Source organism: uncultured Enterovirga sp., assembly GCF_964242715.1.
Taxonomy (GTDB): Bacteria; Pseudomonadota; Alphaproteobacteria; order Rhizobiales; family Beijerinckiaceae; genus Enterovirga.
Genome location: NZ_CAXTAZ010000022.1, coordinates 60,949 through 73,917 on the forward strand (window position 1 = coordinate 60,949; position 12,969 = coordinate 73,917).

17 protein-coding genes are annotated in these 12,969 nt (G+C 64.6%); 2 read left to right on the forward strand and 15 right to left on the reverse strand.

All coding sequences use genetic code 11. The features are described 5' to 3' along the window. The first annotated feature begins 8 nt into the window (after positions 1-8). On the forward strand, positions 9-395 hold the full coding sequence (locus ACFE87_RS12790; protein WP_375460020.1) for a hypothetical protein: 387 nt from the start codon (positions 9-11) through the stop codon (positions 393-395). 39 nt (positions 396-434) lie between these two features. On the opposite strand, the gene ACFE87_RS12795 is transcribed toward ACFE87_RS12790, so the two are convergent. The 6 genes from ACFE87_RS12795 to ACFE87_RS12820 form a co-directional block, all read right to left on the reverse strand. Then, positions 435-845 (reverse strand): hypothetical protein, encoded by a 411-nt coding sequence (locus ACFE87_RS12795; protein ID WP_375460021.1) that lies wholly within the window; start codon positions 843-845, stop codon positions 435-437. Positions 846-884: 39 nt separating this feature from the next. Then, positions 885-3,785 (reverse strand): cell wall hydrolase, encoded by a 2,901-nt coding sequence (locus ACFE87_RS12800; protein ID WP_375460022.1) that lies wholly within the window; start codon positions 3,783-3,785, stop codon positions 885-887. A gap of 101 nt (positions 3,786-3,886) precedes the next feature. Beyond that, a complete protein-coding gene (locus ACFE87_RS12805; protein WP_375460023.1) occupies positions 3,887-4,444 on the reverse strand; it encodes a hypothetical protein in 558 nt (185 codons plus the stop codon). Next, complete coding sequence (locus ACFE87_RS12810) at positions 4,441-4,635, reverse strand: hypothetical protein (RefSeq protein ID WP_375460024.1); 195 nt, start codon at positions 4,633-4,635, stop codon at positions 4,441-4,443. The genes ACFE87_RS12805 and ACFE87_RS12810 overlap by 4 nt, the downstream gene beginning before the upstream one ends. Further along, a complete protein-coding gene (locus ACFE87_RS12815; protein ID WP_375460025.1) occupies positions 4,632-5,189 on the reverse strand; it encodes a hypothetical protein in 558 nt (185 codons plus the stop codon). The genes ACFE87_RS12810 and ACFE87_RS12815 overlap by 4 nt, the downstream gene beginning before the upstream one ends. Before the next feature lie 28 nt (positions 5,190-5,217). Further along, positions 5,218-5,730, reverse strand: coding sequence for a hypothetical protein (locus ACFE87_RS12820; RefSeq protein ID WP_375460026.1), 513 nt, complete (start codon positions 5,728-5,730; stop codon positions 5,218-5,220). Positions 5,731-5,976: 246 nt separating this feature from the next. Between ACFE87_RS12820 and ACFE87_RS12825 the strand changes: the two genes are divergently transcribed. Next, positions 5,977-6,390, forward strand: a complete 414-nt coding sequence (locus ACFE87_RS12825) for a hypothetical protein (protein WP_375460027.1) — start codon at positions 5,977-5,979, stop codon at positions 6,388-6,390. Between the two features lie 851 nt (positions 6,391-7,241). Here the strand turns inward: ACFE87_RS12825 and ACFE87_RS12830 are convergent. The 9 genes from ACFE87_RS12830 to ACFE87_RS12870 form a co-directional block, all read right to left on the reverse strand. Further along, positions 7,242-7,466 (reverse strand): hypothetical protein, encoded by a 225-nt coding sequence (locus ACFE87_RS12830; RefSeq protein WP_375460028.1) that lies wholly within the window; start codon positions 7,464-7,466, stop codon positions 7,242-7,244. Between the two features lie 170 nt (positions 7,467-7,636). After that, positions 7,637-7,858: a hypothetical protein gene (locus tag ACFE87_RS12835; protein WP_375460029.1), complete on the reverse strand. Its 222-nt coding sequence runs from the start codon at positions 7,856-7,858 to the stop codon at positions 7,637-7,639. Continuing rightward, complete coding sequence (locus ACFE87_RS12840) at positions 7,855-8,535, reverse strand: recombinase family protein (RefSeq protein ID WP_375460030.1); 681 nt, start codon at positions 8,533-8,535, stop codon at positions 7,855-7,857. Before ACFE87_RS12840 ends, ACFE87_RS12835 begins: the two co-directional genes overlap by 4 nt. Before the next feature lie 779 nt (positions 8,536-9,314). Continuing rightward, positions 9,315-9,611, reverse strand: coding sequence for an excisionase family DNA-binding protein (locus ACFE87_RS12845; RefSeq protein ID WP_375460031.1), 297 nt, complete (start codon positions 9,609-9,611; stop codon positions 9,315-9,317). Next, positions 9,569-10,468 carry a helix-turn-helix domain-containing protein gene (locus ACFE87_RS12850; protein ID WP_375460032.1) on the reverse strand — a complete coding sequence of 300 codons (900 nt, stop codon included), beginning with the start codon at positions 10,466-10,468 and terminating at the stop codon, positions 9,569-9,571. The genes ACFE87_RS12845 and ACFE87_RS12850 overlap by 43 nt, the downstream gene beginning before the upstream one ends. After that, a complete protein-coding gene (locus ACFE87_RS12855) occupies positions 10,465-11,922 on the reverse strand; it encodes a replicative DNA helicase (protein WP_375460033.1) in 1,458 nt (485 codons plus the stop codon). The genes ACFE87_RS12850 and ACFE87_RS12855 overlap by 4 nt, the downstream gene beginning before the upstream one ends. Then, a complete protein-coding gene (locus tag ACFE87_RS12860) occupies positions 11,919-12,128 on the reverse strand; it encodes a hypothetical protein (protein WP_375460034.1) in 210 nt (69 codons plus the stop codon). The genes ACFE87_RS12855 and ACFE87_RS12860 overlap by 4 nt, the downstream gene beginning before the upstream one ends. 199 nt (positions 12,129-12,327) lie before the next feature. Then, positions 12,328-12,546 carry a helix-turn-helix domain-containing protein gene (locus ACFE87_RS12865; protein ID WP_375460035.1) on the reverse strand — a complete coding sequence of 73 codons (219 nt, stop codon included), beginning with the start codon at positions 12,544-12,546 and terminating at the stop codon, positions 12,328-12,330. 129 nt (positions 12,547-12,675) lie between these two features. Continuing rightward, positions 12,676-12,969, reverse strand: a 294-nt coding sequence (locus ACFE87_RS12870) for a hypothetical protein (protein ID WP_375460036.1), incomplete at its 5' end; no start/stop codon positions are given.

A 12,969-nucleotide genomic window follows, 5' to 3' on the forward strand; every position in this document is an offset into this window, starting at 1 on the left:
CGAAGTCGGTGCTCAGTGCTTCTCTGCTCGTCTGCCCGTCGAGGGAGGCCGAGTTGGCGCACATAGACGAGTTCTGGTCCGACCTCGAAAAGCTTGGCGAGAAATCCGTTCGGCAGAAGCTTGCGCTGGGGGAGTTCGGAGAGCCGGGGCAGACAGGAAGGCGTCCCGCGGCCGAGGAATGGCTTGCCTCGCTGGACGAAGCCAGGAGCGAGTCACGCCATGCGGAGATGACACGGGAGGCCTCACGCAGCGCCACAGCAGCCGAGGCGGCAGCTTTGGCGGCGTCTGAGCAGGCCTTGACCGCCCAGAAGGCACTTACCACGGCGAGGGTCGCAGCCGTGATCGCAGCCGCCGCGCTGATCGTAAGCGTCATCGCGCTCTACCTCCAGAAATGAGCCGGAGGCCACGACCTGCAGACGGGGAAGCTGACGCGGCTAGGCGCGGCCCTCGGAGACCGCGCAGGTGCCGGCGCTCATCTCTGTCTCTACGCCTGTAGAGAGCATTCTGACTGATTTGTTTGCAGGCAGTCGACCCAGTCGCGCGTCGCGCTGGACGCGAATGAAAGTCGTGGCGAAGTCCTGCTCGAAAGTGAAAGTGAATACATCCGAGGTGGCGATCATCTTTACGGCATGCTCGCCAAACAAGCCGGCGCCATACTTCATTCGCGCTGTGCGCCTGCGGAGGTCGAACCTGAAAAACGTGACCTGCCCGCGAGGGGAACTGCCGGGCGTGACGAAACGGTGGTGGTCCACCAGATCGCAGACGATCTCCGCCGGAGGCGACAGCGCCAGGACGGGACCGTTTAGCAGGAGGATGAGAACGGCAAGGAGCGAACGCACTGTCATCGACAGTAGCGCCCCCGGGAAGTTGCGGCAACGAGGCGGTCATTTCTTGCCTCCGTCAGCCAAAGCCTTCTTTCTGCGGTCGGCCTCTCGGATGATGTAGGCGGCCGGGTCAGGCGACTCCGGCGTCCCGTAGACATCGTTGAACGCCCGCTTAGTCTCCGGATTGTCCCTGCCTTCGTGCAGCATGCGAAGGTGCTCGCCGGTCACCGAACCTCTGAGGACAGGCGGCTTCTCCTTGCCTTCCGGCTGGACAGCGGAGGCCGCTCTTGGCCGCTGAGGCGTAGCCGGCGAGCCCATGCCGGTGCTGTTCCCCATGGGGTCGAACGAGAAGTCGGGCAGCGCCGCCGACTCGCGCCCGCTCATCGCGTCCGTAGCGGTCTGGTTGTCTCGAAGCGTCTCGACGCGCCGGGCCTGACCCACCGTTGGGCGCTGCCCGGCCGCGACCGACTTCAAGGCGTCTGTGCTGGCCACAGCCAAGTCGGTGTTCACGCCGACATGCTGAAAGGTCGAGGTAAGAATCTGGTCTGTCAGGTCCTCGCCGTAGGTCGCGTGCAAGCTCCCGACGAAGCCCTTCAGCTTGTCGTCGTCGTTCTCCCCGGACCGAAGCTGCCGGGCGATTTCCCGAGCCTGCGACTTGGTCACCGCCATCGGCTCGGTAATCCCAATCTGCTGCTGGGCCGCGATGCGCGCCGAAACGATGCGTTGGGCGCTGGCCGGCTCGATTACTTTCGCCTCACCAATCTGGGTGTATTTGGCCTCTGTCCGGGCCGCCTTGACGGTCGGGAAGTTGTCGACCGCGAGGGCGGGGTCTACCCGGCGGGCCTGGATGTGCTTGTCGGCCTGCTTGCGCGCCCGCTCGTATGTCTTGGTCTCGTCGACATAGCCGACCGTGCCGGGCCTGGGTTCGAGCTTCCGAAGCCGCTGCTCGATGTCGCCCTCGGAGAGAGTGTCGATACCGTCGAGCGCTTCGTAGATTCCGTGAGCGCGGGCGCGTTCGCTGAGCCAGTGGCTTGCGCCCTCGTCGCCAAGCGCCTTCTGCACCCTCTCCCTGTTCAAGTCCGGGATGCCCTGTCCCGTTCGTTCGACCGACGCCAGATCGTCGTTGAGGAGCGTCACCATCTGGGCGCGCTCCCCGACACGGGTCTTCTCCTCCTCGCGACCCCGCTTCGCGATATCCTCTCGAGCCCCCATCCTGATCGCGCGGCGATCCTCGAAGGAGAGCACCTGCGCTACAGGGTGCAGGGGAGATGGGGGCGGAGCGCCCGTGCCGGGGGCTGGAACGGCGGGTGCGCCCGGAACTGCCCCAAGCGACGCTCCGCCTCCAACGGCCTGGATGTCGGCCCAGACCTTCTTTGAGCCCGCATCCGTGAGATGGACGCCATCAGCTCCGACCATTCCCTTCTCTGTCGGGAGCGGGACAAAAACCCCGCCCGCCGCTTCGGTCGCCGTCTTGATCTTCTCGTTGACCTCGGGGCCGAACTTCGTCCCGACACCCATCACGACGGGCTTGTAGCCTTTCTCCTTCGCGTTATGCAGCGCGGCTGGGAGCCCTTGCAGGCCTGACGTCGGATCGTTGGATACGGCGCTGATCACGAGTTGCTGGCCGGGGACAGCCGCCTTCGGAGCCAGGAGAATTCGCGAATAGACAGCTGCGGGCTGAGCGCTCTCTTGCTGGAAGCCGGGGGCTGTTCCCTGACGCTTCCCAGCCGCACCATCTGCGGGCGCAAACCCGGCGGCACTGGCCAAGCCGACACCGAGGCTATCCGCATAGATCATTGGAGCCGCAGGCGGAGTGGGTCCATCCCCAACGGCAGCGGCTCCTGCTACCTGAACCTGTGGCGAGATCTGGGTGGGGGCGGCTGCCGCCCGGACGTAATTCGGATTGCGCCCGGCATCGGCGTTCCCAAAGGTGTGGGCACCAATCTTGGTGACGTTCGTCATCTTCGTGAGCCACCCACCGGGTCGGCCCGCGCTGTCACCTCTCTCGGCTACCGTGCCGACGTTCGCGAAGTGGGTTGCGCCCTTGGTCGGGTCTGCCTCGGTTCCGTCAAAGGCGGCCTTCGCTAAGGCATGCGCCTCCTGAAAGTCGGGGCTGTTTGAATCGATGGCTTCGAGTTCGGCACGACGGCGGGACCAAGGCTCAAACTGATGGGGAGCCTGAACGACAGAGGTCGGGTCCGCGCCGTAGCCGCCCGCCACCACACGATTCCGAATAACGTGAGCGACAGCCGCCTTCCCGTCCCGTGGCTGGCCTCGCGCCTCGCCAATGATCGTGCGGGCCGCCCTGTCGAGATCTCGCTCCGTATAGGTGATCGCGGCGCCGTTGCCGGGGGTAGCCGCCGTGGTCGGCTGCTCATCTTCGTCCGGGCCGAGCAACTGAAGTCGCTCCTCAGGCGACTTCGACAATGCGAACCTTCGGGCGAAACCGACTGCGAGCGCGCGCTTTTTTTCTCCGGCCGCTCGCTCATTGATGTGACCAGCCTCCGCCTGGGCCGTGATGATCTGGTTTCCGGATTTTACGAGTTGGCCAAGCTCTTCGGGCGTTTTGGCCCGCGGGACTTCACGCTGAAGCGCGTCCAGTCGAGCGTCGTCAGCGGCGAGGCTGGAGTCCGTTCGAAGCCTGTTGGCGCGCGCATCGGCGCTGACCTTCTGGCTCGCGATCGTCGGGGATTTCTGGGTGCGCCAGAGTTCGGCCTTGTCTGGGTCGGAGAAGTTCCTGGCCGACTCGTCCACGAGCTGCCGTTGCGCCGCCTCGTATCCGGCTAGCTTGTCGGGATCGGTCTCCTCCTCACGCCTGGCATTGAGCGCGTACATCCTAGTGGTGAGATCAGCTTCGGCCCGAGCGGCCTCAAGGCCGCCGCGGGTCTTCTTGTCCTCACGATACGCATCGGCAACCATACCGCCGATGGTCGTACCAAAGCCCTGGACGGCAGCGCCCATCTTCACCTGGGCCTGAGCGACGGGATCGGCCTCAGGATAGGTCTCGATGCCGCGGGAAGCCCGCGGCGGGCTGAAGCCCTCAAGTGTAGGAAGCCGCGGCACTAGAGACCGGACCTCGGATCGAACCTTGCCCTGCCCACGCTCGAGGCGAAGCTCGACAGGCCCGACAGCATCGTGGCCCGTGCCGCGATCGGTCCGGCCCTTCTGGTGCGGTCAGCCGTGAAGCGGGAGATGGTCGCCTGATCGTCCAGTGTCGTCGCCCGAGCATGGCCCTCGTACAAGGCTGTCAGTTCGCCGTATTCCCCTTCAGCGGCCGTATCGCCCACGAGGTCCAATACGGTCGGGTCATCGGCGCCCGCACCGCTGGATGCGGCAACAGCCTGGGTTCGGCTGAGCGTCAGTTCGGTTTTGCGGTCGCGAGCTATTGCCTCGCGCTGAGACGCTGCGCGTTCCTCGTTGGCCCGCCTCTCCTGTGCGGCAGCTTGCATCTCCTGCGCGCGCGCCGTGGATTCAGCCTGATCCCGCTGTCCCTCAGCCGCATCAGAGGAGCCCATCAGGCTCAGCCCACCGCTGACCAGTCCGAGCGTAAGCGTCAGCGGGTCGTGGCAGACCATCCCACGGAGAGAGAGCGTGCGCCCGACGCTTAGGTCGTGCCTCATGCGGTCCCCCCTTCCGCGTGGAAGTAGGCAGGCTGGGTCCGCTCCAGGTGACGCTCGTATTCCTCCGGATCGGTCGCCCATAGCGGGAGGCCGGACAACATGGCTTCAAGCGCCGCGATGACCTTCTCGGACTCACCGGTCTCGTGGACCACGACGGCCTGCAGGTCGGTCTGCGATTGCTGGTCGGTCATGTCGGCAGCCCCTCTGTGACGAGCGGACTGAGGACCCACACCTCACGATCGGGCACGATGCCAGTCGTAGGCACGAAGCCTAGACGCTGAAGTATCTCGGGTTGCTCAGGGAAGTCGGGATCGGCAAGGGCATGCAGCACCTTGCCGCCCGCAGCGTGCAGGTCCGCGATCATGCGATCCAGCACACGGGCGAACATAGCGGGCGGGATAGGTTCGCGCTGGGTGACCGCAATCCAGGCTCGGCCCGTCGCGTCCCAGAACACGGCCCCAATCCCGACCGGCTCGCCCCGAAGCGTGATGGTCGTTCCGACCCACGGCATGCCTTCCGGGAAGTTCAGGCCGAGGTTGACGACGTCGTCCGGGGTTGCAACGCGAAGAGCGAAACCGCCCTTGACCGCATGGGCGAAGGAATACCGCGCCACGACGAGCCTCAGCTCGCGGCGAATGAATTCCGAGGTCGAGGTGCACTCGGCGCGAGCGATGTCGTTCAGGGCCTGCCGCAAAAACGGCTCGGTCCTAAGTTGGATCAACTCCGGGAACAGGGTGTCAGCCATAGCTCGGCCTCGATTTCAGCTGCCCGGATCAGAACCGGACGGCTTCGATGGTGAGCGTGAACGTCTCACCCGAGGCCGGCGTGTAAGCATCCGAGACTTCGAGCAGCGCATAAATATTCTCAGTGCCTGCGGGGCAATCGAACATCATTCTCCCCGACCAATCACTTGCGAGTGACACCTTCCCATCTGTGAAGGTCTTAAATTCTTGCGTGAACAAGCTGAACCCAAGATAATTGCTTGCGCTCGTTGAGAAAGGCGCATTGTCGCCGCTCGCCGCGGTCGGGCTGTCTTGAAAAAAGTGTGCGCGGAAACCCCTGGCGGCGATGTTCGCACCGGTCTTCTTCAGGCGAGCCTTGCCGATGATCCCGCAAACTCTCCCTTCGCCTTCTCTTCCAACTGGAAGGGCCAGCGGTACAATCAGCCCCGCTGTCGTCGAGTTGGCTACGAGATCGCCGTCGATGTATGGCGTCGTATCTGCCGGGCGAGAAAAGCCCGCTGACACAACGATCGGCTTACCCGATGGAGCGATCTGCACCACCATGGCATTCTCAGCGTTGTAGCCGGTGCCAGTTCCTGCCATTTCGAATGGCCTCCGCCGAAAGCCGCGTGTAATGCAGATCATATACCACAGGTCTGCCGCGAATACTAGATATGTCCCTCGATGTACTTGCGGGTAGCCCTGAGTGCATGCGGGGCAATACGGGTTGAGGTCGGCGCGTGACCAGACAAGAGGCCGCAGACCTCTCCGGACTTCATCCAGCTTGGCCGAATCGGCTATCGCCGAGACATGAGCGGCACCCCAGACGCCATCCCGATCACCTGGCGCGTCACGTCGATTGGCGGCCACACCAACGATCCGAACGACGGCACCGCGTATGACGGTTCCGCTCCGATTGGCCGCGCCATGCTGGTGTCCGACGGGCACGTTGAACTCTTCGGAGCGTGGTGGTGGAGCATGTTCGCGACCGGATGCGTATCGGGCCTGGACCATGCCCGGAATCACGGACGGGCGGCGACCAGAGAAGCCGCGAAAGCTGCAGTCGAGGAGCGATACCGCGACCTGTGCGCCGCGCATCCGGACAATCGGAGCGAGATGCAGGCGCATGACGCCGACGCGCGGGAACGGGCCGAGATGTGGGAGAGGAGAGGTGAGCTAATGCCGGCGCCGCTGGTTAGCGCGCGGGACGCGGCCGATGCATGACTGGAGAACGAGGGCGTTTCTGGCCGCCGTTGCCGGAGCGGGCGTCGGCCTTCTCCTGGTCAGCATGAGGGGAAGGCCATGAGCGAGCCCGTCCCGGCTTTCGCCTTCACGCCCGAGCCTGACCGCTCCTATCTCGTGTTCTGCCCGGAGCACGGCGGCTGGCATGTCGGGTGATGGTGGACGATTGGACGATCAACCGGCCCGGGCCGTTTGGTGCTCGGCTTGGACGTGTCGATCGAGCTGTGCGTTTCGCACGTCATGCCGCCGCTGATGCATGGCGGCCGGCCGCTCACGATCGAGGCGCGGCTCGCCCCCGAGTCCGATTCGGAGTAGCGGCGAGCCGGCAGCGCCCCGACGACGTTGTCGGGCGTTTCAAAAGGGACTGATGTAGCCGGCCAGGAGCACGGACCTAACGGTCCCGCGGCGGCGACCCTCGGCATAGATTGCGCGCTTCGTCGACCGAGCCGGCCGCGCGTGTCTGACTGGCCTTGCGTGCCGCGGAACTATGGCCACGGCTAGGGAGGTCGAGTCCTTCGGCGAGAGACGGGGGTCGAGACACCCTCGGCAAATAGAGTTGATGGCATGCTTGGCTATCCGGCTGCTTCGATCATGAAATTCCTCCGACCGCTTCTGTGCTTTCGCTCGTTCGGCGACAACTTCGGGGCTGAAGGACGGAAACGGCCGACTAGCTCTTAGGTCCTGGGCAGCGACGCCCATTCCCGCGCAAATGAAGGCCAAGGCGCCCAGCCATCGCCGCAAGTCCCGTGTGGACGTGCAAGGCTGAGCACGGCGATTACCCGTACTCTCAACGAGCTCCCCTCGTGGACGCAAACGGGATCCAATGTCGGACATCAGGGAAGGCGTGAGCGTTCGAGCTGCCCGCGCGCGCAGATCTGGTTCAGCTGGTGCACAAACCGGACGTCTTCCAGCCAGCTGCGAACTTCGGTGAAGGCCTCTACCTCCCGCAGGTGAGTAACAACACTGGCCCCGTCAGGATGTAGGCCAGCACCGGCCAGAACCCTGGCCTGCTTCAAAAGCCTCGTTCGCTTTCTAGACTTGGCGGCGCTCTTGCTCATGGCAGTGCACTCCAGCTCGGAAATGCATGAGCAGTTATGGTTAACCCGCCGTTTAAAGCGGCCCAGTCCAGATAAATTGTCTAACGGCGAGGATTAGCCGCCTGCCCTCCTGACGAGCCGGCCGTCCTGCCGCTTGAAGACCTGAATGGCGAACGTCGTTCGGCCGGGCACTAGGCCGGGTCTTTGAGCAAGCGCACAGGGATGCCGTAGCGTTCGGCGAAGGCGAGCAGCGAACGCTTGAACTGATCGCCTTGCTGCGGCTGCTGCTGGAGGTCGGTCCAGAGATCCCCGTCGCTGCTGTCGAGACGCCCGACATAGCTCCCATCGGCCTCGCGAGCGATCGTCAACCTGTAGCCACCTGCGAAGTCGTCGCTCATCGGTTTGTCGATCATCCGGCCGATCCGATCCGCTCCAGCACCCGAGCCACCTGCACCGGAGCCCATGTCGAGCCCCCTCGCGCCGTCGGGATGCCGCGCTCTGTTAGGGCCCGTGCGAGGCCGTGGAGACTCGTCAGGCCCGATGACCGTAGTTCGGCTATAACGGGCGCCAATTCAGCCGCACGGGCCTCAGAGCCCGCCTGGCGTGCCCGCAAGGCCGCCTCGTGATGCTCTGCCGTGAAGGTGTGGCCTCGGAAGCCGCCGAGCTTCATGCCTCTTGCCTTGGCCGCAGCCAGAGCCGCCTTTGTCCGGGCGGAGATCATGGCCGCCTCATGCTCGGCGACGGCCGCGAGGATGTGGATCGTGAGGCGGTTCGCCTGGGGGAAGTCGACGGCCGTGAACTCGACGCCGCTCTCCATCAGGCTCGACACGAAGTGGACGTTGCGAGCGAGCCGGTCGAGCTTCGCAATGATGAGCGTCGCCTTGTGCAGCTTGGCCAGCCGGATCGCCCCCGTAAGCTTCGGCCGCTGCGAGTTCTTGCCGCTCTCTACCTCGACAACCTCAGCGACCAGCTTCCACCGGCCGCCGTTCAGGTAGCTCCTGACCGCCTCCTGCTGAGCCTCAAGCCCGAGGCCGCTCTGACCCTGCCGTTCTGTTGAAACGCGGTAATAGGCGACGAAGTTGCTGGCCATTACGCATTGCTCCACGAGGGATGAGCATAGCGTAACATGATGCTGAGTCCAGGAACAGGCCGGTCCGAAGATCGCGTTTCGGGCCTCGCTCCTGTAGCCTAGGCTCAAAGCAGGAGCCGATAATCCATCATGACAGAACGGCGAGAGTTGTACCGCAGCCCGAACGGAGATTCCTGGTTCATCGGCCGAGAACCGTCGAACGGTCACGCCTTCGTTATTCATCAGCCGAATGCCCCGTCGGGCGGCCGCCTATTGCACATTGAATTAGGAACCTTCTTGATCGCAGGCGCGAAGGGCCCCGAACACCAGGCCCTCTTGCGCCTGATCGGAACGCTGGTTGAAGTGCCGCCCTATGCTGAGAGTCCCTAGGGACCAAGGGCTCGGCTCGTGGTCTCGGTAGCCAGCGTAAATTTAGGTCAACTGTGCTGACCTATTTCTATCCTCTCGCGCCTACGAGCATCCGCCACTTGTTGAGCCACACGCCTCGCACGTCTCGCACACTCCTGTCCGTTTCATCGCGAACGAGCCGCAGTCCTGGCACGAATTGCCGGTGTAACCCCGTGAAGCTGCGCTCTCCCGCTGAGTGAAGGTCTGTGGGTGTGCGTCTTCCACCTTGAGGGCGCATGGGAGCTTCGGAGACGGCGTCGGACGGTCTGAGGCGAGGATGGAGGCTAGTGCCGCCTCAATGGCCGTCCTGTGCCCTCCTAGACTCGGCGGATGCAGGGTCCGGATGGTGTCACCGTCAGTCGTGACGATGACGTAGGGATGCGGGAATCCGGTCATGATGTCGGCTCCAGGCTTTCCGGGGATGGCTTTCTCGCGTCTGCGATGGCGTCGGCTTCCCGTTCCGCAATAAAGGCGTTCAAGGTCGACCTCCGAGCGCAGACTGTCTTTCCGAGCCGGAAGGTCGGGATCGTGCGTCTGGCGATCATGCCCTCCACCTGTCGGCGACGCAGGCCAAGGTGGTTCGCGATCTCGGCTGTCCCGTGCAGGAGGTCTGCGACGTTCGGGTCGGGTGTGAGTGTGCCCGGGTTCATAGGCCGAACTCCGCGAGAATTGGTTTGGGAATGCTGCATCCAGGCTCATCGGGCCTTGGGCCCATGTTGCGGGGCCAGGAATGGGGTGAGGCTCTCCAGCGGCTCACGAGCTTTCGCTGTCCGCTCTCCCGCTCGACGAGGGTGGCGGCTGGTTTGCCGGCTGACGCGGTCGGCTCGTCGGCCCATCGACCTGCGATCAGCCATGCCGCTGGGTGCTTCGTGTACTTCTGGTCCTGGCCTCGGCGTTCGGCGGCGTAGCGGATCGCTCCGGCAAGGAGTTCGGCTTGAGTTGCCCTGCGGTCCCGGAGGACAGCGCCGTAGGCTTTCCGGGCAGCATCCCTGCCGACGTGTCGAGGGAAGGCCTGGTACCACTCGGGGAAGCCGTCCGGCTCCGATCCGGCTTTCGGTTTCAGAGCTTTCGGTTCTGGCACGGGCTCGGCAGGAGCCTCGATGGAGGGAGATATTTCCTTTGATAGTTCAAGTGATAGTTCTTGCCCGGGCGCTCCGCCCGTACCCCCCGGGCTGTACGCCCCCACCCCCCCGGGCCGTACGCCCGTACCCCCGGACGCTGTGCCCGTACCCCCCGATCCAGTTGGGACCGGGCCATGGTTCTGCTCGGAACCACTCTGAAGAAGGCTCAGCTGGATGCGATCGGCGCCGCGCGAGCCGTCCTCGCGGGTGAAAGGCTCGCGGAAGATCACCCCCTTCTCGGAGAGCGTCTTCAAGGCACTCCTAACGGTCTTCTGGTCCAGTTCGGTATGTTCGGAGAGCAACCGCTGTGACGGCCACGCAAGGCCATCATCGTCCGCGAAGCGAGCGACGGCCATCAACACAGCCTTCAGGGTCGCAGACCCGCATCGCTGCTGCACGGCCCAGGTCTGAGCGGCAATGCTCATGCGCCGCTCCTGGCCAGCGACCGGACCGCAGAGCGGCCGATGTCGCAGAACAACGGGATCGAGAGTTCGCCCTCGCCGTTCCGGTTCTTCGCGACAATCACGTCCAGATCGTGCTCGGCCATCTCGAGCTTGTGGGTGAGGACCTCGGCCTCGGCTGCGTCTCCAGCCGATTGCAGCTCGCGGCGCAGGTAGTAGGCCGGGCGATACAGCAGCAGCACCACGTCCGCGTCGTTCTCGAGGTCCCCGGATTCGCGGAGATCAGCGAGGGTCGGCCGCTTGTCCTCGCGCTGCTCCACGCCTCGGTTCAGCTGGACGAGGAGCACGACGCAGATCTCCAGTCGCTTCGCGAGGCCCCTCAAGCCGGCCGTGATCTCCCCGATCTCGTAGACGCGGTTGCCGCGGTAGCGATCTCCGGCTTTCACCTGCTTGAGGTAGTCGACGAACACGACGCCGAGCCGCTTGCCCTGGCGCTCAAACCTTCGTTGGACAGCTCGGCACTTCGCCTCGATCTCACCGACCGTCGCGATCGACCGATGGTCGATTTCCAGGTCGAGTTCATTCAGCCGGCATTCCGCGGTTCGGAGTTGCTGGATCTGGTGCTGGTCCAGGCGGCCGGCGCGGATTGCGGAATGCGTGGGAGACGAGAACCGGTCGTAGGCAATGTCGGCGAGGCAGCGGGCCCCTACTGCCTCCGCCCCGAGTTCGAGACCGAAGAACAGGGCTCCGGCAGTCCGTTGCCCATGCGGGTCGCTCGCCTTCAAGGCGGACGAGGTCGCGAACGTGGTCTTGCCCATCCCGGGCCGGCCGCCAGCGACGATCAGCTCTCCTGGGCGGTAGCCGAGAATGGCTCGATCCAGGTCCGGCAACCCAGTCGTGATGCCCGGCTCGGGGCGAGTTCCTTCTGCTATGTCGACGGCCCGGCCGAGTACGCCCTGGGCGATGCTGCCGACCGAAGCGCCGGAACCGGCACCCTCTCCAACCTCAGCCCGGATTGCATCTATTCGGTCGAAGGCAGCGCTGAGCCGATCCTCGGGCAACCCGGAGGCGCCCGCGTCCGGTATCGCCGAGGCGAGCGCGCGGATGGCGGAGTTCGCCCGGACCCGCCGGGCGTAATCCATGGTGGAGGCGGCAGTGGCGCCGTCGTCTCGCAGCCGGGCCATGTACGCAGCGAGGTCGATCCCCGGGGCGACCTCGCTCGCGCCCGCCCTCTTGCCGAGGGCAGCCTTTACCTCACCGATGCTCGAGCGCATGCCCGCCCGATGGCAATCGGCCATTGCCTCAAACAGAGATCGATGGATTGGCTCAATGAAGTGATCCGGCCGGACGAACGCAACGGCGCCGGCCAGGCTGTCAGGCCACATAAGCAAGGACCCGAGAAGCCCCTGCTCGTCGTCGACCGCGAGCCCGACCTCGTTCCGCCAAGTATCGGCGCGCGCATCTCCGAACGGCTTCATGCCGCCCTCCCTTGCGGGATGGCACGGCGAGGTGACGTCGGCACGTCGACCTCGCGGCACATCGCGATGACCCGGACCTTCTGGGCGGCCTCGTCGAGACGCCCCGCAATCAGGGAAAGGTCGGCCGGTGAGGCGGACGGGAGGACAGCTGCCCTCCGCGTCAGCTCGTCGATAACGACCAGGATCTGGCCGAAGGCGCTACTCATGCGCGCCTCCCACCAGACGAGAACGCCAGTTCGGCGATGACGTGAGCCGTCGGGAGCGGTGTCCCGAACCGGGCCGAGATGATCGCCGCTTGAATGGCGGCAATGGGTGGCGTAGGTTCCGCGGTGTCAGCCGTCCAAGCGACACATCGGAAGCCGGTGCGGGGAGCCATCCTCCGCCCGGCTTCTCTCGTTTGGGACATCAGGCAGCGCGAGCCTCTACGACAGGAAAGCTGGCGAGCCAGGCATCGGCATCCTCACGGGCGATGATCGTACGGCCGCCGACCCTCCGAGCTTTCAGGCGCCCCGAGTTGATCTCCTCGTAGGTCTTGGTCCGCCGGATTCCGTACGCGGCCATAAACTGATCGACGGTGAAGCCGCGCTTGTCTGGGTGTGGCTGAGTGTCTTTGAGCCAGTTCATGAGTCTTCCCCCGAACTCTTCCTCAACCGGCGGGGAAGGTCGCCACCGAACGGGACCGCCCGTGTTCGGTGGCAGGAAGATGAAGGATCGGGTGTGTTTAGTCGGCCGGGAATGGCCGGAAATGGTCAGCTATTCGAACGGAAATTGATCCGGAGTTTCCGACCTCCAGAGCGTAATGCGCTCGCGCACAGTGCTCACGCCAAGCTCTACCTTCTGAGTAGCGGCGGCATACTCGATAAGAGCTGTCTCCAAGCGAGCCTGAGCATTCCAACTCGGATCGTCAGGACGGAACGCCCCGTGATAGCTGAATAGCTCCAGCGCTCTTTTACGCATCTGATCCCAGTCGACCTTTGGCTTCGCGCCTCGGCGCCTAGCAGGCTGTTGAAGAACCCGCTCGCGCCGGCTGCTCGGCCGTGATTCACT